Below are 21839 nucleotides of genomic sequence, written 5' to 3'. Positions count from 1 at the left end.
AAGTAGTAGTCATTCGTATATCTACTCTATTAGACAACCGCGAGAGGTAATGGCGTGAATATCAATCTCACCATCATTGGTCAGGCCATTGCATTCTTCTTCTTCGTCGTATTCTGCATGAAGTATGTGTGGCCACCGATTACCGGTGCCCTGGCAGAGCGCAAGAAAAAGATTGCTGAAGGCCTGGACGCTGCCGACCGCGCTACACGTGATTTGCACCTGGCCCAGGAAAAGGCCACTGCAAATATGCGTGAAAGCAAGTTGGAAGCAGCCGCCATCATTGAACAAGCCAATAAGCGGGCGAGCCAGATCGTCGATGAAGCCAAAGAGCAGGCACGTGCAGAAGCTGACCGTGTCAAAGTAGCCGCTCAGGCCGAAATCGAGCAAGACGTCAACCGTGCCAAGGAAGCCCTGCGTTCGCAGGTTGCAGCCCTGGTTGTGGCTGGCGCCGAGAAGATTCTGGAAACCTCTATTGACGAGAAAGCCCATGCTCAGCTCCTAAACAAGCTGGCTACCGAGCTTTAAGCGAGGTTTATGATGGCTGAACTTAATACAGTCGCTCGGCCCTATACAAAAGCTGCGTTCGAATTTGCGCTGGCTGAGGGAACCCTTGATGCCTGGTCCGACATGCTCCGTCTTGCTGCCACTGTGGCGCAGGATGGGCATATGGCCCAGGTGCTGGGTAACCCCGCACTGACCAGCAAGCAGAAAGCGCAAGCGATGCTCGGTGTCTGTGAAGACAGCCTGAGCGAAGCTGGCAGGAATTTCATTACCCTGCTGGCGGAAAATCGCCGTTTAGCTCTGCTGCCGGAAATCCTGGCGCAGTTCGAGCAGCTGAAAGCCAATCAGCAACAGTCCGTCGATATAGACGTGACTACGGCTTTCGAACTGGACGAGCAGCAGCAACAGAAACTTACTCAGGCAATCGGCGCCAAGCTGGGCCGCGAAGTGAAAATGACGACTCAGGTAGATAAATCTATCCTGGGTGGCGTTGTTATTCGTAGCGCAGATTTGGTGATCGATGGTTCGGTCCGCGCCCGACTGGCGAAACTGACCGAAGCGATGAGCTCCTGAGGGTGAGGTAAAATCATGCAGCAACTGAATCCATCTGAGATCAGCGAGATTCTCAAGAAGCGCATCGAGAAACTCGATGTGTCTTCTGAAGCCCGCAACGAGGGCACTATCGTCAGCGTGTCCGATGGTATCATCCTGATCCACGGTCTGGCTGATGTCATGTACGGGGAAATGATCGAATTTCCCGGCGGCGTTTACGGTCTGGCACTGAACCTGGAGCGTGACTCCGTCGGTGCTGTTGTACTGGGTGACTACCAGAAACTGGTAGAGGGTATGACTGCCCGTTGCACCGGCCGCATCCTGGAAGTACCTGTTGGTCCGGAACTGCTCGGTCGCGTTGTAGACGCCCTGGGTATCCCGATCGATGGCAAGGGTCCGCTCGAAACCAAAATGACCGATGCAATTGAAAAAGTTGCACCGGGCGTTATCGATCGTCAGTCAGTTGATCAGCCGGTTCAGACCGGTCTGAAAGCCATCGATGCGATGGTACCAATCGGCCGTGGCCAGCGTGAGCTGATCATCGGTGACCGTCAGATTGGTAAGACTGCGATCGCTATCGATGCGATCATCAATCAGAAAGGTACAGGCATCAAGTGTATCTACGTCGCAATCGGACAGAAACAGTCCACTATTGCCAACGTAGTACGCAAGCTGGAAGAGCATGGCGCGATGGATCACACCATTGTTGTCGCCGCCGGCGCATCTGATCCTGCTGCCATGCAGTTCCTGGCGCCTTACGCCGGTGCAACCATGGGTGAGTACTTCCGCGACCGCGGTCAGGACGCCCTGATTGTATTTGACGATCTGACCAAGCAGGCCTGGGCGTATCGCCAGATCTCCCTGCTGCTGCGTCGTCCGCCGGGCCGTGAAGCATACCCGGGTGATGTCTTCTATTTGCACTCCCGTCTGCTGGAACGTGCTGCGCGCGTTAACGCTGATTACGTTGAAAAGTTCACCAAGGGTGAAGTTAAAGGCCAGACTGGCTCGCTGACGGCTCTGCCGATCATCGAGACTCAGGGCGGCGACGTATCTGCGTTCGTACCGACCAACGTTATCTCCATCACCGATGGTCAGATCTTCCTGGAGTCGAGCCTGTACAACTCAGGTATTCGCCCGGCGATCAACGCAGGTTTGTCTGTATCCCGTGTAGGTGGTGCAGCCCAGACCAAGATCATCAAGAAACTGGGTGGCGGTGTGCGTCTGGCACTGGCTCAGTACCGTGAGCTGGCTGCGTTCGCGCAGTTTGCCTCCGACCTTGATGACGTGACCCGTGGTCAGCTGGAACACGGTCAGCGCGTTACCGAGCTGATGAAGCAGAAACAGTACTCTCCGATGTCGGTTGCCGATATGGGTCTGAGCCTGTATGCCGCGAACGAAGGTCATCTGAACGATGTTGAGCTGAACAAGATTGGTGCCTTTGAATCGGCCCTGATCTCTTACTTCAGGTCCGAACATGCGGATCTGATGGCTCAGGTTAACGTTGCCGGTGCCTACAACGACGAGATTTCAGCGCAGTTCAAGGCCGGAATCGAGAAGTTCAAGTCAACCCAGACCTGGTAACAGCCTTAGGGCAGAGGGTCTGCGGGCTTAACCCCGCAGACCGATAACCGGTTCAAGGTATAAAGGCGGAACTATGGCAGTCGGAAAAGAGATAAAGACGCAAATTGCGAGCATCAGCAGCACGCGCAAAATTACTAGCGCCATGGAAATGGTGGCCGCCAGTAAGATGCGCAGGGCTCAGGATCGCATGCAGTCGTCCCGACCGTACGCTCGCAGTATCCGTGGCGTTATTCAGCATCTGGCGAAATCCAATCCTGAATATTCTCACCTGTACATGCAGGAACGTGAGGCCAAGCGCGTCGGCTACATAGTAGTAGCCAGTGACCGCGGTCTCTGTGGCGGCCTGAACACCAATGCGTTCAAGGCCACCATCGCCAGCATGAAGGGTTACCACGACAAGGGCGTTGCGATCGATGTCTGTGCGCTGGGCACAAAGGCACTGACCTTCTTCAAGAGCTACGGCGGCAACGTGGTAGCAGCGAAAACGCATCTGGGTGACGCACCTGTACTGGCGGAGCTGATCGGCTCGGTCAAGGTGATGTTCGATGCGTTTGCAGAAGGCAGGCTGGATCGCCTGTTCGTGGTGTCGAACGAATTCGTTAACACCATGACACAGAAACCCGTGGTTGAGCAGATTCTGCCACTGCGGGCTGAAGACGACGACAAACAGCTGAGCCATCACTGGGATTACATCTACGAACCGGAAGCGAAAGAGCTGCTCAACGGGCTGCTCCAGCGTTACGTCGAGTCGGTGGTCTACCAGTCGGTGGTCGAGAACAATGCCTGTGAACAGGCAGCCCGTATGCTGGCGATGAAGAGCGCAACTGATAACGCCGGCGACCTGATAGACGAGCTTAAGATGGTTTACAACAAAGCTCGTCAAGCTGCGATTACTCAGGAAATTTCCGAGATCGTTAGTGGCGCCGCTGCAGTTTGATGCAGTAAACGGGTTTCAACGTTTTAGAGGATCCGAACATGAGTAGCGGACAAATCGTTCAGATTATCGGCGCCGTCGTCGACGTGGAATTCCCGCGTGACAGCGTGCCGAAAGTATATGACGCCCTGACAGTACCCAAAGTCGGCCTGACGCTGGAAGTTCAGCAGCAGCTGGGTGATGGTGTTGTACGTGCGATTGCCATGGGCCAGACCGAAGGCGTAAGCCGTGGTCTGACTGTAGAAAACACCGGCGCTCCGATTTCCGTACCTGTGGGCAAAGCGACCCTGGGCCGGATCATGGACGTGCTGGGCAACCCGATCGACGACGCCGGTGCTATCGGTGAAGAAGAACGGATGCCGATTCACCGCAAGGCACCGACCTACGCGGAGCAGGCAGCTTCCAACGAACTGCTGGAAACCGGCATCAAGGTCATCGACCTGGTGTGCCCGTTTGCCAAAGGCGGCAAGGTGGGTCTGTTTGGCGGCGCAGGCGTCGGCAAGACCGTCAACATGATGGAGCTTATCCGTAACATCGCCATCGAGCACAGCGGTTATTCCGTGTTCGCAGGTGTGGGTGAGCGTACGCGTGAAGGCAACGACTTCTACTACGAGATGAAAGAGTCCAATGTACTGGACAAGGTATCTCTGGTATATGGACAGATGAACGAGCCGCCGGGTAACCGTCTGCGCGTAGCACTGACCGGTCTGACCATGGCGGAGAAATTCCGTGATGAAGGCCGTGACGTACTGCTGTTTGTCGACAACATCTACCGTTACACCCTGGCGGGCACCGAAGTATCGGCTCTGCTGGGTCGTATGCCTTCCGCAGTAGGTTACCAGCCGACTCTGGCCGAAGAGATGGGCGTTCTGCAGGAACGTATCACTTCGACCAAGACCGGTTCCATCACGTCCATCCAGGCGGTATACGTACCGGCGGATGACTTGACTGACCCGTCTCCGGCGACCACCTTCTCCCACCTTGATGCGACTGTAGTACTGTCCCGTCAGATTGCCGAGCTGGGTATCTACCCGGCTGTGGACCCGCTGGACTCTACGTCCCGTCAGCTGGATCCGCTGGTAATCGGTCAGGAACACTACGACATCGCCCGTCAGGTGCAGAACGTGCTGCAGCGTTACAAGGAACTGAAGGATATCATCGCGATCCTGGGTATGGACGAGCTGTCTGAAGAAGACAGGCAGATCGTATCCCGCGCGCGCAAGATCCAGCGCTTCCTGTCTCAGCCGTTCTTCGTAGCGGAAATATTTACCGGTGCAACCGGCAAATACGTTTCGCTGAAAGACACCATCCGTGGCTTTAAGGGTATTCTGGAAGGCGAGTTCGACTCCCTGCCGGAACAGGCCTTCTACATGGTTGGCGGCATCGAAGAAGCGGTTGAGAAAGCCAAGAACCTGTAAGGTTTTGGTCGGAAACCTTTAAGAGGTAATAAGCATGGCTATGACTGTTCATTGCGATATCGTGAGTGCCGAGGGCGAAGTTTTCTCCGGCCTGATCGAGTTCGTATCGGTAACAGGTAGCCTGGGTGACCTGGGTATCTACCCCGGTCACGCTCCGCTTCTGACGGAACTGAAACCAGGCCCTGTCGAGCTGCGCAAGCAGGGCGGCCAGGAAGACGTTTTTTACGTCTCCGGCGGCTTCCTCGAAGTGCAACCGCACAAGATCATAGTGCTGGCAGACACCGCTCTGCGCGCCAATGATCTGAGTGAAGCGGCGGCAATCGAGGCTCAGACGCATGCGCAACAGGAGATGGCTGATAAGTCCGCCGAGTTTGAATACTCGCGGGCGGCCACGCAGCTGGCGGAAGCTGCTGCGCAGCTCCGCACACTGCAGCAGCTTCGCAAGAAAGGTAAACACTGATCCTGCGAACTGATCTCGATTAAAAAGGGGTAGCCATTGGCTACCCCTTTTTTGTGGTTTGTATGCTGAAGTTGGTAATTGGTAATTGGTAATTGGTAATTGGTAAGCCGTAAGCCGTAAGCCATGAGCTGTAAGCTGACAGCTTTAAGCTTACGGCTGGTATGGGGTGACTGGTAAACAGTGATTGCCCATTGGCAGGTGTAACCTGCACGCTGATCACGAATCACGAATCACGACCCCCTTTCAACTTGTACCTCGTACCTTTCCCCTCACATCTCACAACAGCCCCCAGAGCGTATCGAACACGATCTTCTGCGCGGCTGACACTTCCCGGGAATCGATCACCACGGCGGTGGGGTAGTTCTCCGAGGCCAGCGAGATAATCGCCACCTTGGGCGGGTAGATGGCGATGTAAGCCGCATCCACCGGGCCATTGGTACGAATCCATTTGCGCTCCGACAGTTCCGCATCCTCGCCGCCCTCGCCGATGGCGATGACCCGCACCTGGATACCACGGGCGATGCGCTGCACCGTATAGGTCGGAAAGGGCCGGTACAGGTGGCGCCGGATGGGTTTGGAGGAGAATACCGAATAGGCCGGATCAGGCTGGCCGGACACCGTATTGAGGATATCCCGCAGCACGAACTCGATACCGTCGTCGCCTTCGTAGAACTGCACATTGGCGGCGCTGAAATCGGGCTTGAGGTGGTTCAGTTCGGGGATTATCTTGCCGCGCAGCTGGCCCACCGCATTGTCCAGCGAAGCCTGACGTTCCTGTGCCATCTGCAACAGCACCTCGGGATCACAGGGCGAGAAGTAGCGCCGCTTGCCCTTGGGCAGGTAGGTGACAACTCCCTTGCTCTGCAGGCTCTTGAGGCACTCGTAGGCGGTGCCGCGATTGATGCCGGCCTTGTCGGCAATGGTACGTATGGCGCTGGGGCCCAGGCTCAGCAGGGCACGGTAAATGCGTATCTCGCGTTCTTCCAGGCCGAGCAGGCTAAAGATTGAATCGGTCATTTTGTCAAAATTTTACTGACAACTAATATTGAATCTGCTTTTTTATCAGCTAAAGTCTGCAACAACCAGTTTTACTTCAGTTAACCGGATAAAACGCGCAGCGCGCAGGATTAGCGTAACGATGTCATTGGATGTGATTATTCTGGCGGCCGGACAGGGCAGCCGCATGAAATCGAAGAAACCCAAGGTGCTGCACGGCATCGGCGGCAAGCCGATGGTGCAGCATGTCATCGACTGTGCAGTTGAGCTGGATGCACCGCGCATACACGTAGTGGTGGGGCATGGCGCCGAGCAGGTGCGCGAAGCCCTGGGCGATCAGGCACTCCATTTTGCTCTCCAGGCCGAACAGCTGGGCACCGGCCATGCCGTGGCCCAGGCGCTGGACGGCACCGAAGCTTCCGGCATCAGTCTGGTGCTGTACGGCGATGTCCCCCTGACCCGCAGCGAGACCCTGCGTCAGCTGGTTGCCATAGCCGCCCAAGACAAGCTCGGCCTGCTGACGGTAAAGCTGACCGATCCCAGCGGCTACGGCCGTATCATCCGCAACGACGCCGACCAGGTGGTGGCCATCGTCGAACACAAGGATGCAACTGAGGCGCAGCGCGAAGTGGATGAGGTCAACACCGGCATACTGGCGCTGCCCACCAGGCTGCTGGCCGACTGGCTGCCCAGGCTCTCGAGCAACAATGTCCAGGGTGAGTATTACCTCACCGATATCATCGCCATGGCGGCGGAGCAGGGCGTGCTGATCGAGGCGATTCAGCCTGAACACGAGCAGGAAGTGCAGGGCGTGAACAACCGTCTGCAGCAGGCCGAACTGGAGCGCTGGTATCAGTTGCGTGAAGCGCAGCGCCTGATGCACCAGGGCGTGACCCTGCTGGACCCGTCGCGGCTGGATGTGCGTGGCAACCTGAGTGTCGGGCTTGATGTGGTAATCGATATCAACTGCCTGTTCGAAGGCAGGGTTACCCTGGGTAACGATGTGACTATAGGTCCCAACTGCCATATCAGCGATGCGGTGATCGGCGATGGCTGCCATATCAAGGCCAACTCCGTGATCGAACAGGCGACACTGCAGGAAAACTGCGATATCGGGCCTTTTGCGCGCCTGCGTCCGGGCACGGTGCTGGCGGCGGGGGTCAAGGTTGGCAACTTTGTTGAAACCAAGAAAGCCCGTATCGGCGCAGGCTCCAAGGTCAGTCATCTGAGTTATGTGGGCGATGCCCTGATTGGCAGCGGCGTGAATGTCGGCGCCGGCACCATTACCTGCAACTATGATGGCGTGAACAAGTCACAGACCGAGATCGGTGATGGCGCCTTTATCGGCTCCAACAGTGCTCTGGTGGCGCCGGTGAAGGTGGGGGCAGGCGCAACCGTGGGCGCAGGTTCTACTATTACCAGGGATGTGGCCGGCGATCAGTTGTCGGTGGCCCGGGCCAAGCAGCGCAATCTCGATGGCTGGCCGCGCCCGACTAAGCGCCAGGACTGAGCTTGCGCGCCAGTTAGTTGCAGTTGTCAGAGCCCCGATGCAGCTGTGAGATGCAGCTATTATGGGGTGACGGACACACCGGCCGCAAAGCCGGTGTGTCCTTAAGTTAATAAAGCAGCAGTACCCGCGTAAGCGGAAGGATCGAAACATGTGTGGAATCGTAGGGGCTATCGCCGCAAGGCCGGTATCGGAAATACTGCTCGAAGGCCTGCGTCGGCTGGAATACCGCGGTTATGACTCCGCCGGCATGACGGTGTGGGATGGCAGCCAGATCAAGCGTCTGCGCCGCGCCGGCAAGGTACAGGCGCTGGGTGATGCCCTGGCCGAAACCCCGCTGGACGGCCAGCTGGGCATCGCCCACACGCGCTGGGCCACCCACGGCAAGCCGACCGAAAACAATGCCCATCCCCATATGTCCGGCGCCCGCCTGGCGGTGGTGCACAACGGCATTATCGAAAACTACGAGAGCCTCAAGCGCGACCTGGTCGCCCGGGGTTACGAGTTCACCTCCGACACCGATACCGAAGTCATAGCCCACCTGCTGGACAGCGCTATTTCCTCCGGCGCCAGCGTGCTGGATGCGGTGCGCGATTGCGTGGCGCAGCTGCACGGTGCCTTTGCTCTGGGCGTCATGCACCAAGACTATCCCGGCGAGCTGATCACGGCGCGCAAGGGCAGCCCGCTGGTTATAGGTGTGGGGATCGGCGAGAACTTTATCGGCTCAGATCCGCTGGCGCTGCTGCAGGTCACCGACCGTTTCATCTACCTGGAAGAGGGCGATGTGGCCCGCCTGCGCCGCTTGGGGATCGAGATCTGGAACAGTGCCGGCGAGTCGGTTGAGCGCCCGGTACTGCGGTTCGAGCATGGCTCCGGCAGCGTCGACAAGGGCGAATACAAGCACTACATGCTCAAGGAAATCTACGAGCAGCCCAGGGTCGTGCACGCCGCCATGGAAGGGCGCCTGGGGGCCGAGCGGGTGCTGGAAGAGGCCTTTGGCGTTACCGCGCCGGCCATCTTTGATCAGGTCAGGCAGGTGCAGATCGTGGCCTGCGGCACCAGCTATCATGCCGGCCTTATCGCCAAGTACTGGATCGAGGATCTGGCGGGCATTCCCTGCATGGTGGAAGTAGCCAGTGAATTCCGTTACCGCAAGGTGGTGCTGCCCAAGGGCACGCTCTTTATCAGCATTTCCCAATCGGGCGAAACCGCCGATACCCTGGCGGCGTTGCGCGAGGTGCGTGATCGCATTCTGGCCAGCCTGACCATCTGTAACGTGCCGGGCAGCTCCCTGGTGCGTGAATCCGACCTCTGCCTGATGACCAATGCCGGCCCCGAAATCGGCGTGGCCTCCACCAAGGCCTTTACCACCCAGCTGGTCGCGCTGCTGATGACCACCCTGGTACTGGGGCGTCGCCACGAACTGACTCCGGAGACCGAAGCGCGGATAGTGGCGGATCTTAAAACACTGCCGGGGCTGCTGGAGCAGGTACTGGGGCTGGATTCTGCCATCGAGAAAATGGCCGAAGCCTTTGCCGAGAAGCAACACGCCCTCTTTCTGGGCCGCGGTACCCTGAACCCGGTGGCGATGGAAGGGGCGCTCAAGCTCAAGGAGATCTCCTACATTCACGCCGAGGCCTACGCCGCCGGCGAGCTCAAGCATGGTCCGCTGGCACTGGTCGACAAGGACATGCCGGTGGTCACAGTGGCGCCGCGCAACGAGATGCTCGACAAGCTCAAGGCCAACCTGCAGGAAGTGCGCGCCCGTGGCGGCGAGCTGTTCGTCTTCGCCGGCAGCCGCCAGGAAGTACAGCCCGAAGAGGGCGTGCAGGTGCTGGAACTGCCGCCGATGCCGGGCATTCTGGAGCCCATCGTCTACACCCTGCCGCTGCAGCTGCTGTCCTACCACGTCGCCGTACTCAAGGGCACAGACGTCGACCAGCCGCGTAACCTGGCCAAGTCTGTGACGGTGGAATAGCGGCTTCTGCTGCCCCGGCGCCCGCACCATCGGGCGCCGGGATTGCCACGCAACGCAAAGGCCCGGCAGCAATGCCGGGCCTTTGTCGTTTTAGCGGCTCAGCACTCGACGATATTGACCGCCAGGCCGCCGCGGGAGGTTTCCTTGTACTTGTCGAGCATGTCGCGGCCGGTTTCGCGCATGGTGCGGATCACCTTGTCGAGGGGGACAAAATGCTGGCCGTCGCCACGCAAGACCAGAGCGCGAAAGCCCATGCCGTTGGCGTGCAGCGGCAGGCTTTCCTTGCGGTGGTAGGTCAGGTGTTCTTCGGCAATAAAACCGATCTTTTGTCGCCCGTGCCGTGGCCCTTGCCGGTGGCACCGAGGGAGCCGTACAGCTGGGTCTGCACCGCAGAGACCCGGGGCAGTAACGCGGTTTCCCAGAGCGACCCCGGGTGCGCGTTACTTCAAAGGGCTTCCCGAGGCTTGCAGGTCCGCATGGTAGGAGGACCGCACCATGGGGCCGCTGGCGACGTTGCGAAACCCCAGTTGGTTGCCGATCTCTTCGTAGGCCTTGAATTCGTCCGGCGTCACATAACGCTCGACCGCCAGGTGGTGCCGGCTCGGCTGCAGGTACTGGCCGATGGTCAGCATGTCGACGCCCTGGCTGCGCAGGTCCTGCATGACCGCGACAATCTCGTCCCGGGTTTCCCCCAGGCCCACCATCAGGCCGGACTTGGTGGCGACCTCGGGGTGCTGGCGCTTGTAGCGCTGCAGCAGGTCGAGGGAGTTGCGGTAGTCGGCGCCCGGTCGCACCGAGGCGTAAAGCCGCGGCACGGTTTCCATGTTGTGGTTCAGAACATCGGGCAGGTCGACGGACAGGGCCGCCAGCGCGGTATCGAGTTTGCCGCGAAAGTCCGGTACCAGGATCTCCACCGTCAGGCCCGGATTCAGCGCCCTGGACTCGCGCACCGTGGCACTGAAGTGGGCGGCTCCGCCATCGCGCAGGTCGTCACGGTCGACGGAGGTGATCACCGCATAGCGCAGGTTCAGCTGCTGAATGCTCTGGGCCACGTGGCGCGGCTCGTCCGGATCGAGCCCCAGGGGCTTGCCGTGGGCGACATCGCAGAAGGGGCAGCGGCGGGTGCAGATGCCCCCCATGATCATAAAGGTGGCGGTGCGCTTGCTGAAACACTCGGCCAGGTTCGGGCAGGAGGCCTCCTCGCACACCGTATGCAGTTTCAGCTCGCGCAGCTGTTTCTTCACCTTGGCGACGTTGCTGTTGCTGCGCGGATCGATGCGGATCCACTCCGGCTTCGCCAGGCGGGTACGGCTGGGATCAGGCTTGTGGCGCAGGCGCGCCATCTTGGATTCGCCCTTTAGTTCTTTTAACGGAATGAGTTCCATCCTGTCACCTCTGCTTGCGGAGTTCTGCTGTATCGGGTTTTTTATTGGGCCGTGGTGAAAGCGCCTGTTCCACTGTGAAAACACCGGTCACGGCCTCGACGGTTGCCTAATAATGCATCAAGTAAATAAAGTTTCCAATAGGAAACAGTATTTCTTTGTTTTCATGCCTGACCGTGCATCTATAACGCGTACCTGATCAACAGCCTGATGATTTAGCTGGCAGGTTGAGGCTAGTCAGTCCCAATGCGGATAAAAGTATGTTTCATGAGTTTCCAATAGGAAATATTTGTTGAAAGCGGGAAATCGGATTGCTAGTCTGTGGCTGTCACCGGTTCAGGGCGATGGCCGCCGGACCCTCGATGAACAGTAAAAGGAAAATAACGATGAGCAAGGTCCCGACAAATCTGAAATATGCCGCCTCCCATGAGTGGGTGCTCGACAACGGTGACGGTACCGTGACCCTGGGCATCAGTGATCATGCCCAGGAGCTGCTGGGTGACGTGGTTTTCGTGGAGCTGCCGGACCTGGGTCGCCAGATCAGCAAGGGTGAGGAGTTCTCGCTGGTGGAGTCCGTCAAGGCGGCCTCCGACATCTACTCGCCGCTCAGCGGTGAGGTGATCGAGGTCAACAGCGCGCTGACGGATACACCGGAAATGGTGAATGAAAGCCCCTATGAGGGTGGCTGGATCGCCAAAATCAGGCTGTCCCAGGTTGCTGAACTGGCGGATCTGCTGAGTGCCGTCGAATACGAGGCCACCGTCGCCGAAGACGCCTGATCCGCCAGGGCGCAAGGCAGGTGTACCGAGAATAAAAGAGCAGGTAGAAGATTATGGCTGTAGAGACACCCACGCAGGCCCAGCTGGAACAGCGCAACGAATTCACCCGGCGCCACGTCGGCCCGGATACCGCCGAACAGCAGGCCATGCTGGCGGAGCTTGGGCTGGATTCGCTCCAGACGCTGATCGAGCACACAGTGCCGGATTCCATCCGGCTGGATGACGCCCTGGCGATGAACTGGGACGGCTCGAAGCACTGCTGAATTTCCAGCAGATGGTGATGGACCTCACCGGCATGGATCTGGCCAACGCCTCCCTGCTGGACGAAGCCACCGCCGCCGCCGAGGCGATGACGCTGTGCAAGCGCGCCAACAGCAAGAAGAGCAATGTGTTTTTCGTCGCCGACGATGTGCATCCCCAGACCCTCGACGTGGTGAAAACCCGGGCCGAATACTTCGGCTACGAGGTGGTGGTGGATGCGCCGGAAAAACTGGCCGAGCATGATGTTTTCGGCGTGCTGCTGCAGTATCCCGGCAGCCGTGGTGATGTGCGTGATATCGCGGCCCTGGTCCGCCTGGCGAAGCAGCAGAAGGCAATGACCGCCGTGGCCTCCGACCTGCTGGCGCTGGTGCTGCTCAAGTCCCCCGCAAGCCTGGGCGCCGACGTGGTGTTCGGTTCATCGCAGCGCTTCGGCGTGCCTATGGGCTTCGGTGGCCCCCACGCCGCCTTTTTCGCCGCCTCCGGCAAGCTCAAGCGCTCGGTGCCGGGGCGCATCATCGGCGTTTCCGTCGACAGCCGTGGCAATCCGGCGCTGCGCATGGCGATGCAGACCCGCGAGCAGCATATCCGCCGTGAGAAGGCGACCTCCAATATCTGTACCGCCCAGGCGCTGTTGGCCAACATGGCCAGTTTCTACGCCGTCTACCATGGCCCCCACGGGCTGAGGGTCATTGCCGAGCGCGTCCACCGGCTCACGGCGATCCTGGCCAGGGGGCTGGCCGACAGGGGCGTGGCGACCAACGATACCTATTTCGATACCCTGACCTTCGAAGCCGGCGACGCGGTCTATCAGCGTGCGCTGGAGGCCGGCTGTAACCTGCGTGACTACGGAGATGGCCGTCTTGGCATCAGCCTGGACGAGACCAGTACCGCGGCCGACGTGGCCCAGCTGCTGGACATCGTGCTGGGCGACGGCCATGGTCTGGATGTTGCGGCGCTGGACGCCCGTATCACGGCGGGCGAGGCGACCGGCATTGCCGCCGATCTGCGCCGCGAAGACGCTATCCTGAGCCATCCGACCTTCAACAGCTACCAGTCCGAAACCGAGATGCTGCGCTACATGAAGCGCCTCGAGAACAGGGACTACTCCCTGGTGCACGGCATGATCCCGCTGGGTTCCTGCACCATGAAGCTGAACGCCACCGCGCAGATGATCCCGGTCACCTGGCCTGAGTTTGCCAATATTCATCCCTTCGCCCCCGCCGACCAGGTGACCGGCTACCACGCCATGATCGATCAGCTGGAACGGATGCTGGTGGAAATTACCGGTTACGACGCGATTTCGATGCAGCCCAACTCCGGCGCCCAGGGCGAGTACGCCGGTCTGCTGGCGATCCGCAAGTACCAGGAGTCGATCGGCGAAGGTCACCGCAATATCTGCCTGATACCCTCGTCCGCCCATGGCACCAACCCGGCGTCCGCCGCCATGATGGGGCTGAAGGTGGTGATCGTCGAATGCGACGACGAGGGTAACGTCGATATCGCCGACCTGACCGCCAAGGCGCAGCAGCACAGGGATGCGCTGTCGACCCTGATGATCACCTACCCGTCGACCCACGGTGTGTTCGAGGAGGCGATCGTCGAGATCTGCCGCATCATCCACCAGTGCGGCGGCCAGGTGTATATGGACGGTGCCAACATGAACGCCCAGGTTGGCATTTCCAAGCCCGGCCTGATCGGCTCCGACGTGTCGCACCTCAACCTGCACAAGACCTTCGCCATTCCCCACGGCGGCGGCGGGCCGGGCATGGGCCCCATCGGGGTCAAGAGTCACCTGGCGCCCTTCCTGCCGAGCCACAAGGTGAGCCCGCTGGACGGGCTGGACCGGAACAACGGCGCCGTGGCGGCGGCACCCTTCGGTTCCGCATCGATTCTGCCGATAACCTGGATGTATATTCGGGCGCTGGGCAAGGACGGCCTGAAGCATTCGACGGAGCTGGCGATCCTCAATGCCAACTACCTGACCGCGAAGCTGGCGGACCACTACCCGGTGCTGTACCGCGGGCGCAACGGCAAGGTGGCCCACGAGTGCATTTTGGATATACGCCCGCTCAAGGAAGCCTCGGGCGTGACCGAGGAGGATATCGCCAAGCGTCTGATGGACTACGGCTTCCACGCGCCGACCATGTCGTTCCCGGTCGCGGGTACGCTGATGATCGAGCCCACGGAGTCAGAATCCCGAGTGGAGTTGGATCGCTTTGTCGAAGCCATGATCGGCATCCGTGCCGAGATCCAGCGCGTGCAGGACGGCTCGCTGCCGGCGGACAACAACCCGCTGTGCAATGCGCCCCACACCCAGGCTGACCTGGTCGGCGACTGGCAACGTCCGTACAGCCGTGACGAAGGCGTGTTCCCGACCGCGGCCACCCGCGCCGCCAAGTTCTGGCCCAGCGCCAATCGCATCGACAACGTCTACGGCGACCGCAACTTCATCTGTTCCTGCCCGGGTATCGATGTCTACCGGGATGAGTAAGACGGCGCGTTAGCCCTCGTTTGGTTAGAAGCACCACCAGGTCCGGCAGCAATGTCGGGCCTTTTTTCGTCGTGGGCGTTATTAAAGCGCCATGGGCATCTGACACTCCTTGTTTCGCCCCCTTGGGCGACTCACTTCCCTTGATACCGGCAGGTATCGAAGCGCCGCTTTACGCCTGAAGGAAAAGGCTAATAGTCACAGCCGCCAGGTAGAGCCCCAGCCCGAAGATGGCATGGTTGAGCAGGCTGTGGAAGCGGGCGGCATTCGGACGGGGTGTGCGGGATGCGGCGATGCCGGCGCCCATGCCCGGCTGCATCAGCAGGAAAGGCGCTGCAATGGTGCCGATCCCGACGATCAGCGCAGGTCCGATCGATGGGTGTGATATCCAGTCGCTTCCCCAGATGCCGGTCAGCAGTGCCGCGTAGGCGATGCCCGTCAGGTAATGGGCGCTCCAGCCGATCAGCGTTTCGCCTGTCACGGCGGCGGCCCTGGAGATGGCCCCGTGACGAAAGCGGCCCCGGGGCATGTGGCCGAGCCAGCGTCCGACCATCGCGTAATCGGCGGCGGGAATCCCGAACAGGCGGGCGCGGACGAGTCCCCACAGGTCCATCACCAGGGTGGCGCCGATCCCGGTCAGCAGGGTGAATGCCAATACGTTCATGTTTCTCTCCGTTGTCCAGAAGTTGACCTGGTGCTAGCGTACGACTTCAAGTCGACTTTAAGTCAAGAGGCATTATGGATATCGGCGAAGTGGCGAAACTATCCGGCGTACCGGCGTCGACATTGCGTTACTACGAGGATAAAGGCCTGATTCGATCGGTGGGGAGGCGTGGGCTGCGACGCCTGTTCGGAGGCGGAGTGCTGGAGCGCCTGGCGCTGATTGCGCTGGGGCGCTCGGCGGGATTCTCGCTGGACGAGATCGCCGGCATGCTGGGCACAGGCGCGGAACCCCGGATCGATCGCCGGCAACTGAACGCAAAGGCCGACGAGCTCGACGTCACCATCCGGCGGCTTACCGCGATGCGCGAGGGACTGCGGCATGTCGCCGACTGTTCGGCGCCGGGTCATTTGGAGTGCCCGAGGTTTCGCCGCCTGATGGAGCTGGCGGCGGCCGGGGCTCTCGGTGACGGACGCGACGGCAGGAAGGCGCCGGCACCGCGCCGTCGCGCCGACCCACCGGCTGTTACCTGAGTTGCCCGGTCAGGCGTTTTTTCATTTTTAACATGCTCAACCAGAAGCCGGTCGCCCGCAGGCGCCCGCGAAACCTCACCGAAACGCCAGGTCCCGCAGGAAGAGCGCGATGGGCGGGAAGGCGACAATCAGTACCGTGGCTGCGAACAGGATTATCAGGAAGGGCGGTACGCCGCGAATCACGTCCATGAAGGGGCGGCGGAACACCGCCACGGCGGTGAAGATATTGCAGCCGAAGGGTGGTGTGGCGGCGCCGATGGCGACCTGCAGCGTGATCAGTACGCCGACCAGCACCGGGTCGAGGCCGGCGGCCTGGACCAGGGGAGCGAAGATCGGCACCAGGATCAGGATCACGACGATGGAGTCGACGAACATGCAGCCGACGAAGAAGGCGATGTTGAGCGCGACCAGGGTCATGATGGGGCCGGCGCCCTCCAGCCCGATGGCGGCGATAAGCTGCTGCGGAATCTGCGCGTAGGACAGCACCCAGGAGAAGGCCGCACCCGCGGCGATCAGGATAAAGACCACCGAGGTGACGGCGCCCGTCGACAGGGCGATATCGAAGATCTCCCGTAGCTTGATCGAGCGAAACACCAGGGTTTCCAGTATCAGGGCGTACAGCACGCAGATGGCCGCGGCCTCGGTCGGGCTGAAGATGCCGCCATAGATGCCGCCGACGACGATGGCCGGAAAGCCCAGCGGCCAGACGGCACGGCGTACCGAGCTCAGGCGCTCGCCCCAGCTGGCCTTGGGCTCGACCGGGATATTGTGCTTTTTGGCGTACCAGATGCAGTAGATCGAAAAGAGCGCGATGATCAGCAGCCCGGGCCCGATGCCGGCGATAAACAGCTCGGAGATGGAGGTGCCGGAAATCACGCCATAGATGATCATGCCGATCGACGGCGGGATCAGGTAGGCCAGGTCCGCGGCATTGATGATCAGGGCGATGGAAAAGCTGTCGTTATAACCGGCCTTGAGCATGCGCGGGCGCATGGCGCCGCCCACGGCCACCACCGTGGCCTGGGTCGAGCCGCAGACGGCACCGAACAGGGCACAGGCGGCGGTGACGGAAACCGCCAGGCCGCCACGGATATGGCCCATGAAACGCATTACCACATCCACCAGGCGATCCGCCGAATGGCCGCGGGTGATGATATCGGCGGCGAGGATAAACATGGGTACCGCGATCAGGGCAGCGGGTTTGACGCCACCGATCATCTGCTGCACCACCAGTTGCAGGCTCAGGTCCGGCAGGTAGAAAAGGAAGGCCGCGACGGTGGCGGCCAGCAGGGGCATCATCATTGGGAAGCCTGCGAGCAGCAGTGCAAGCATGATACCGAGCATTACCATAGCCATGGCGAAGCGCTCCTGTGGTTATTGTGTTGGGTTTGGGTCAGTGCAAGGAGCGCCAGCGCAGGGTTTCTGCGAGCGAGACAGCATGCCGCCTGGACTACCGGGTGTCGCTACCATAGCCATGGCGAGTCGCTCCTGTGGTTATCGTGTGTTGTTGTCGTTATTCGCTGATGCCTGTCCCGTATCATCCTCGGCAGGGTGGTCCTGGTTGTAGAGGTGCATTACCTCGCTAATCTCCGGGTCTTCGTAGGCATCGACGGTGCTGTAGGAGATGTAGACATCCGTATCGGCCAGGTCGAGGTTCCTGAACACGGTCAGCAGGTACTGGATGCCGGTGACCAGGAAGCCGAGTACCACCCAGATATAGGTCAGGTAGAGCGGGAATTGCAGTGCCGGCGTCACGCGGCCGCGGCGGGCAATCTTGGCGACATACTCGAAGGCATACCAGGCCAGAGCCAGCATGGCCACGGCCGTGACCGCGGCAATCAGAATCATCAGCAGCTTGCGGGCCCGTGCCGGCAGCACATCATAGAGCGCCGACATGCGGATATGGCGGCCTTTGCGGGTCACATAGCCCAGCCCCATGAAGGTGATGATCACGATGAGGAATTCGTTGAGCTCTTCGGTGAAATAGATGCTCTGGGAGAACAGGTAGCGGCCAAATACATTGGCGATGGTATTCAGGGCCATGATAATGATGCCCCAGCCCAGTACATACATTTCCGCCTTGCCGATGACCGCGTCGAGCAGTGTGAAGAGGCGGCCGGCGATGGAACGGGAGGGTCGCATAGTCGCCCCCTGGGCAATTGTCTGATGGGTTGTCATGTCTCGTTGGCTCATGGGTGATGTCTCCTGCACCAGGGTGCGGGACCTGAAACCAGGGACTCCGCTATATAAATTAGCAGTGCTGATCGGTGGCGCTTTGGCATTGGGAAAGGCAAGGGAGGTGCTGCCGATGGGCCCGCACCTCAATGGGCGGGCACCTGTTAGAGCGCTTCGACTTCGGCCAGCAGGGCATCCAGCAGGGACTGGCCGCGATCACCGACGATATCGACGTAGGCGGCATGGGTGGCCTGGCTGCGTTCACGAAAGGCGGCGCGTTCTGCGTCGCTCAGCTGCACCATCTTGATCTCGGGGCGTGCAGCCTTGATCTTTTCGAGTTTCTCGGCGTTGAAGCGATCGACGATACCGTGGATATAGTCCTGCAGTTCGGCAGTGGTGTCGCTGACCAGCTGCTGGCGCGCCGGGCTCAGGGTTTCGTACCAGTCGGTACCGGACAGGACCGAGGTCACCAGTTCCTGTTCGCCGGCCCAGATCATGTAGTCGGTGACTTCATAGAACTTCATTTCCTCGATGGCCGAGACCGGGTTGACCTGGCCGTCGACCTGCTTGAGCTGCAGGGCGCCGTAGACCTCGCCGAAGGCCAGGGGTGTCGGGCTGGCACCCAGGTCTTCATAGGCCTGCAGCAGAATGGGCGAGACCATGACCCGCATCTTGAAGTTGTCGAAGTCGGCCGGGCTGCGGATGTCGCGGTTGGTGGTCCAGACCTGCGGCCCTTCTGAGTAGAGACGGTGCAGTTTCAGACCCTTGTTTTCGAAGTCCTGGCCGAGCTGGTCGTAGATCACCGGGCTGGAGCCGAGCAGTTTCGAGACCGAGTCCGAATCGGATGGCAGGGTGTAGGTGAGCAGGAATATCTGGGATTCAGGCACTATGGTGCCCAGGTTGCCGACTGAAACATTGGCGAACTGCACCACGCCGTCGGCGACCTGTTCGACCAGTTCGGTGGGCGTGCCCAGGGTGCCGAGGGGGTAGATCTTGACGGTGACATCGCCGTTGGTCTTGGCTTCGATGCGTTGCTTGAACTCCTGGGCGTAGCTGTCCATGATCGAGCCCGGAATTTCTTCAATGGCGAATTTCCACTCTTCGGCCTGGGCCAGCTGTGGTGTCAGGACGATGGCGGCCGAGAGTGCGGCACCTTTAATCAGTTTCTTGAGCATTAGCATGGTGGACTACCCCGTTCGTTTTATTTTTCTGAATCGGTTTGTAACAGGGCCAGTATTGCAAATGGCTATCCATCTAAAAATACAAACATTGATATGTTTATATTTGATAACGTGATGTATTAAGCTCCATCTCTTCACTTGCCTGAACTGGGGTTTCCCATGTCCGCCTATTCGATGAAGCATATGCAGACCTTTTGTACGGTCGTAGAGTATGGCGGCTTCGTGGGCGCGCAGTCTGCGCTGGGCATGAGTCAGCCGGCCATCAGTACCCATATCCGCGATTTCGAGATCCGGCTGGGTTTCCCGCTGTGCCTGCGGGGTCGCAGTGGCTTTAGCCTGACTGAAAAAGGCGAGGTCGTGTACCGTCGCTGTCGGGAGATGCTCAATTCCATCTCGGATTTTGAAGCCGACCTGGGTGAGCTGCGCAATACCCTGACGGGAACCCTGCGGGTGGGGCTGGTCGACAACGTCATTACCAACCAGACGCTGCCGATCGCCGATGCGATCCACCGTTTCTACAGCCGGCCGAACGATGTCTCGATCAAGCTGCTGGTGCTGGCGCCGGAAGATCTTGAGCGCGAGCTGCTGACCGGCAATATCCACCTGGCCATAGGGTTGTTTCAGAACCGCAGTACGGCGGTGACCTATCGGCATCTGTGTTACGAGCAGCACAGTTTCTACTGTGGCCGCCGGCATCCCCTGTTCGGGTTGCCGGATGAGCAGGTCAGCATCGAGACCATCCGGCAGTATCCGATTTCGTCCCGCACCTATCTGCAGCATGCCGATCTGCAGAACATCAAGAAGAGCCGCAATGTGGCTTTTGTTTCCAATATGGAGGCCCAGGCGATACTGATCACCAGCGGCAGTTTTCTCGGCTTTCTGCCCAGCCACTATGCCCAGCAGTGGGTCGAATCCGGCGACATGCGCGCCTTTGATCACCTGGATCTGTGCTGGAACTCCGAGTTCAGCCTGGCGGTGCGGGCATCGCCGGCGCCGCAGAATATTGTGCAGGTCTTCGTCAAGGATATCGAAGCGGCGCTGGAGGCGCAGGCGCAGACTTGACGTTAATTGCATCAAAAATCGTGATATGAACATTCTGTAATTTGTATTTTTTGATGCAATCGCTTTTGCAATACTGCCCCTGTCGAAAGCAGCCCGATCACTTTTTAACCGGTGCCGGGGGCTGCGAAACAATAAAATCGGTCGCTGACCGAGAACAGACAGAGGTCACCTGCTATGAGCGAAAATACCTACGAAAAGGGCCGTTTGAACCTGCCGTTTGTCGGATTCTGCACCTTTGGCAAGAACCGTACCTGCGAAGACTGGGACAACATCAAGGCTGACGTGGCGTTCATGGGCGCACCCTTCGACTGCGGTACCCAGTGGCGTTCCGGTGCCCGCATGGGACCGCGTTCCATTCGCGAGGCGTCCACGCTGTTCTCCTTCGGTCATAGCGGTGCCTACTCCTATGAAGACGACGTCATGTACCTCGAAGGCGTTGATATTGTCGATATCGGTGATGCCGACATGGTGCACACCAACACCGAGAAGAGCCATGCCAACATCGAATACGGTGTGCGCAAGATCCTCGAGTCCGGCGCGCTGCCGGTGATTGTGGGCGGTGATCACTCCGTCAACGCGCCCTGCATCCGTGCCTTTGAAGGCCGCGGTCCGATGCACATCATCCAGATCGATGCCCACCTGGACTTCGTCGACGAGCGCCACGGTGTGCGTTTTGGCCACGGCAACCCGCTTCGTCGTGCCTCCGAGCAGGAATTTATTACCGGCATGACCCAGCTGGGCATCCGCAATGTGTCCTCGTCCAACCGCGCTGACCACAAGGAAGCCGAGTCTGTAGGTTCGACCATACTGTCGGTGCGCGACGTGCGCCGTTTGGGTACCCAGGGCGTACTGGACCTGATTCCCAAGGGCGTGAATTACTACATCACCATCGATATCGACGGTTTCGATCCGTCCATCGCACCGGGCACGGGCACTCCGAGCCACGGTGGCTTTACCTACTACGAAGTGATGGAAGTGCTGCAGGGCGTGGCGCTCAGCGGCGAAGTGGTCGGTATCGACCTGTGTGAAGTAGCGCCGGACTACGACCAGACCGGTTCGACCAGCGTCCTTGCCGCCCAGGTACTGATGAACCTGATCGGCTATGTCTTCCACGGCCGCCAGCTGCGCCAGCAGGGTTAGGAGCCTGCCGGACTTAACACTGATCTACTGCGGAAAAGCCGACTCTGGCCATTTTTTGAGCTCTTTCTTGTTAAATAGAACCACTATTCGCCGCAAAAGAGCTCAAAAACCGACTCAGAGCGGTCTTCCCCTCGCTACGATCGGCTAAGCCCGACAGGCTCCAGGCAGCCCGACAGGCTGCTAGGCTCTAGGTTTTTTCATGGCCCCTGGTTTTCCAGGGGCCATTTTGGTTGTGGGCCAGGCGTTCACC

Annotated in this window: 18 protein-coding genes and 3 pseudogenes; 13 read left to right on the top strand and 8 right to left on the bottom strand. The window is 59.7% G+C overall.

Annotation, left to right across the window (positions count from 1 at the left end; genetic code table 11):
• The first annotated feature begins 54 nt into the window (after positions 1-54).
• The 6 genes from A8C75_RS22745 to A8C75_RS22720 all read left to right on the top strand — a co-directional run bounded on the left by A8C75_RS22745 (position 55) and on the right by A8C75_RS22720 (position 5446).
• Positions 55-525, top strand: coding sequence for a F0F1 ATP synthase subunit B (locus A8C75_RS22745; RefSeq protein WP_067289244.1), 471 nt, complete (start codon positions 55-57; stop codon positions 523-525).
• A 12-nt stretch (positions 526-537) separates the two neighbouring features.
• A complete protein-coding gene (locus A8C75_RS22740; RefSeq protein ID WP_067387608.1) occupies positions 538-1074 on the top strand; it encodes a F0F1 ATP synthase subunit delta in 537 nt (178 codons plus the stop codon).
• Positions 1075-1089: 15 nt separating this feature from the next.
• Entirely contained in the window at positions 1090-2634 is a 1545-nt protein-coding gene (gene atpA / locus A8C75_RS22735; protein WP_067386816.1) for a F0F1 ATP synthase subunit alpha, read from the top strand.
• A 73-nt stretch (positions 2635-2707) separates the two neighbouring features.
• Positions 2708-3571 carry a F0F1 ATP synthase subunit gamma gene (gene atpG, locus A8C75_RS22730; protein ID WP_067289249.1) on the top strand — a complete coding sequence of 288 codons (864 nt, stop codon included), beginning with the start codon at positions 2708-2710 and terminating at the stop codon, positions 3569-3571.
• A 38-nt stretch (positions 3572-3609) separates the two neighbouring features.
• Positions 3610-4986, top strand: a complete 1377-nt coding sequence (gene atpD / locus A8C75_RS22725; protein ID WP_067289252.1) for a F0F1 ATP synthase subunit beta — start codon at positions 3610-3612, stop codon at positions 4984-4986.
• Between the two features lie 34 nt (positions 4987-5020).
• Complete coding sequence (locus A8C75_RS22720) at positions 5021-5446, top strand: F0F1 ATP synthase subunit epsilon (protein WP_067289254.1); 426 nt, start codon at positions 5021-5023, stop codon at positions 5444-5446.
• 276 nt (positions 5447-5722) lie between these two features.
• On the opposite strand, the gene A8C75_RS22715 is transcribed toward A8C75_RS22720, so the two are convergent.
• Entirely contained in the window at positions 5723-6463 is a 741-nt protein-coding gene (locus A8C75_RS22715) for a TrmB family transcriptional regulator (RefSeq protein WP_067386814.1), read from the bottom strand.
• 121 nt (positions 6464-6584) lie between these two features.
• On the opposite strand from A8C75_RS22715, the gene glmU reads away from it, so the two are divergent.
• A complete protein-coding gene (gene glmU / locus A8C75_RS22710; RefSeq protein WP_067386812.1) occupies positions 6585-7952 on the top strand; it encodes a bifunctional UDP-N-acetylglucosamine diphosphorylase/glucosamine-1-phosphate N-acetyltransferase GlmU in 1368 nt (455 codons plus the stop codon).
• 148 nt (positions 7953-8100) lie between these two features.
• Positions 8101-9927, top strand: coding sequence for a glutamine--fructose-6-phosphate transaminase (isomerizing) (gene glmS, locus A8C75_RS22705; RefSeq protein ID WP_067386810.1), 1827 nt, complete (start codon positions 8101-8103; stop codon positions 9925-9927).
• Between the two features lie 98 nt (positions 9928-10025).
• Here glmS and A8C75_RS23270 read toward each other — a convergent pair.
• The 3 genes and pseudogenes from A8C75_RS23270 to lipA form a co-directional block, all read right to left on the bottom strand.
• Positions 10026-10166 (bottom strand): annotated as a pseudogene (locus A8C75_RS23270) (L-serine ammonia-lyase, iron-sulfur-dependent, subunit alpha); the annotation flags it as partial.
• Positions 10167-10222: 56 nt separating this feature from the next.
• A pseudogene (locus A8C75_RS24310) lies at positions 10223-10336 on the bottom strand (serine dehydratase beta chain); the annotation flags it as partial.
• A gap of 31 nt (positions 10337-10367) precedes the next feature.
• Positions 10368-11312, bottom strand: coding sequence for a lipoyl synthase (gene lipA, locus A8C75_RS22700; RefSeq protein WP_067386808.1), 945 nt, complete (start codon positions 11310-11312; stop codon positions 10368-10370).
• 383 nt (positions 11313-11695) lie between these two features.
• Here lipA and gcvH point away from each other — a divergent pair, with 383 nt between their 5' ends.
• Both gcvH and gcvP read left to right on the top strand, forming a co-directional pair.
• Complete coding sequence (gene gcvH / locus A8C75_RS22695) at positions 11696-12088, top strand: glycine cleavage system protein GcvH (protein WP_067386806.1); 393 nt, start codon at positions 11696-11698, stop codon at positions 12086-12088.
• A gap of 53 nt (positions 12089-12141) precedes the next feature.
• A pseudogene (gcvP, locus tag A8C75_RS22690) lies at positions 12142-14840 on the top strand (aminomethyl-transferring glycine dehydrogenase).
• 169 nt (positions 14841-15009) lie between these two features.
• Here the strand turns inward: gcvP and A8C75_RS22685 are convergent.
• Positions 15010-15501: a DUF2938 domain-containing protein gene (locus tag A8C75_RS22685; RefSeq protein ID WP_067386804.1), complete on the bottom strand. Its 492-nt coding sequence runs from the start codon at positions 15499-15501 to the stop codon at positions 15010-15012.
• A 74-nt stretch (positions 15502-15575) separates the two neighbouring features.
• Here A8C75_RS22685 and A8C75_RS22680 point away from each other — a divergent pair, with 74 nt between their 5' ends.
• Positions 15576-16031 (top strand): helix-turn-helix domain-containing protein, encoded by a 456-nt coding sequence (locus A8C75_RS22680; protein ID WP_067386802.1) that lies wholly within the window; start codon positions 15576-15578, stop codon positions 16029-16031.
• A gap of 75 nt (positions 16032-16106) precedes the next feature.
• Here A8C75_RS22680 and A8C75_RS22675 read toward each other — a convergent pair whose 3' ends face one another.
• From A8C75_RS22675 to A8C75_RS22665, 3 genes are all read right to left on the bottom strand, one after another.
• Complete coding sequence (locus tag A8C75_RS22675) at positions 16107-17387, bottom strand: TRAP transporter large permease (protein WP_067386800.1); 1281 nt, start codon at positions 17385-17387, stop codon at positions 16107-16109.
• Between the two features lie 138 nt (positions 17388-17525).
• A complete protein-coding gene (locus A8C75_RS22670) occupies positions 17526-18224 on the bottom strand; it encodes a TRAP transporter small permease (protein ID WP_227819991.1) in 699 nt (232 codons plus the stop codon).
• A gap of 146 nt (positions 18225-18370) precedes the next feature.
• On the bottom strand, positions 18371-19387 hold the full coding sequence (locus tag A8C75_RS22665; RefSeq protein ID WP_067386796.1) for a TRAP transporter substrate-binding protein: 1017 nt from the start codon (positions 19385-19387) through the stop codon (positions 18371-18373).
• A gap of 159 nt (positions 19388-19546) precedes the next feature.
• On the opposite strand from A8C75_RS22665, the gene A8C75_RS22660 reads away from it, so the two are divergent.
• Positions 19547-20449 (top strand): LysR family transcriptional regulator, encoded by a 903-nt coding sequence (locus A8C75_RS22660; RefSeq protein WP_227819990.1) that lies wholly within the window; start codon positions 19547-19549, stop codon positions 20447-20449.
• A gap of 174 nt (positions 20450-20623) precedes the next feature.
• A complete protein-coding gene (locus A8C75_RS22655) occupies positions 20624-21589 on the top strand; it encodes an agmatinase (RefSeq protein ID WP_067386794.1) in 966 nt (321 codons plus the stop codon).
• The last annotated feature ends 250 nt before the right edge of the window (positions 21590-21839 follow it).

The organism is Marinobacterium aestuarii (assembly GCF_001651805.1).
In the GTDB taxonomy this organism is placed as follows: domain Bacteria; phylum Pseudomonadota; class Gammaproteobacteria; order Pseudomonadales; family Balneatricaceae; genus Marinobacterium_A; species Marinobacterium_A aestuarii.
The sequence above is the reverse complement of the archived record's forward strand: the minus strand, read 5'-3'. Positions and strand labels throughout refer to the sequence as shown.

Bases quoted from the DNA above. Each gene is read 5' to 3' on its own strand.
- A8C75_RS22740 (WP_067387608.1), top strand. From the start codon at position 538: ATGGCTGAACTTAATACAGTCGCTCGGCCCTATACAAAAGCTGCGTTC.
- atpA (WP_067386816.1), top strand. From the start codon at position 1,090: ATGCAGCAACTGAATCCATCTGAGATCAGCGAGATTCTCAAGAAGCGC.
- atpG (WP_067289249.1), top strand. From the start codon at position 2,708: ATGGCAGTCGGAAAAGAGATAAAGACGCAAATTGCGAGCATCAGCAGC.
- atpD (WP_067289252.1), top strand. From the start codon at position 3,610: ATGAGTAGCGGACAAATCGTTCAGATTATCGGCGCCGTCGTCGACGTG.
- A8C75_RS22720 (WP_067289254.1), top strand. From the start codon at position 5,021: ATGGCTATGACTGTTCATTGCGATATCGTGAGTGCCGAGGGCGAAGTT.
- A8C75_RS22715 (WP_067386814.1), bottom strand. From the start codon at position 6,463: ATGACCGATTCAATCTTTAGCCTGCTCGGCCTGGAAGAACGCGAGATA.
- glmU (WP_067386812.1), top strand. From the start codon at position 6,585: ATGTCATTGGATGTGATTATTCTGGCGGCCGGACAGGGCAGCCGCATG.
- glmS (WP_067386810.1), top strand. From the start codon at position 8,101: ATGTGTGGAATCGTAGGGGCTATCGCCGCAAGGCCGGTATCGGAAATA.
- lipA (WP_067386808.1), bottom strand. From the start codon at position 11,312: ATGGAACTCATTCCGTTAAAAGAACTAAAGGGCGAATCCAAGATGGCG.
- gcvH (WP_067386806.1), top strand. From the start codon at position 11,696: ATGAGCAAGGTCCCGACAAATCTGAAATATGCCGCCTCCCATGAGTGG.
- A8C75_RS22685 (WP_067386804.1), bottom strand. From the start codon at position 15,501: ATGAACGTATTGGCATTCACCCTGCTGACCGGGATCGGCGCCACCCTG.
- A8C75_RS22680 (WP_067386802.1), top strand. From the start codon at position 15,576: ATGGATATCGGCGAAGTGGCGAAACTATCCGGCGTACCGGCGTCGACA.
- A8C75_RS22675 (WP_067386800.1), bottom strand. From the start codon at position 17,387: ATGGCTATGGTAATGCTCGGTATCATGCTTGCACTGCTGCTCGCAGGC.
- A8C75_RS22670 (WP_227819991.1), bottom strand. From the start codon at position 18,224: ATGAGCCAACGAGACATGACAACCCATCAGACAATTGCCCAGGGGGCG.
- A8C75_RS22665 (WP_067386796.1), bottom strand. From the start codon at position 19,387: ATGCTAATGCTCAAGAAACTGATTAAAGGTGCCGCACTCTCGGCCGCC.
- A8C75_RS22660 (WP_227819990.1), top strand. From the start codon at position 19,547: ATGTCCGCCTATTCGATGAAGCATATGCAGACCTTTTGTACGGTCGTA.
- A8C75_RS22655 (WP_067386794.1), top strand. From the start codon at position 20,624: ATGAGCGAAAATACCTACGAAAAGGGCCGTTTGAACCTGCCGTTTGTC.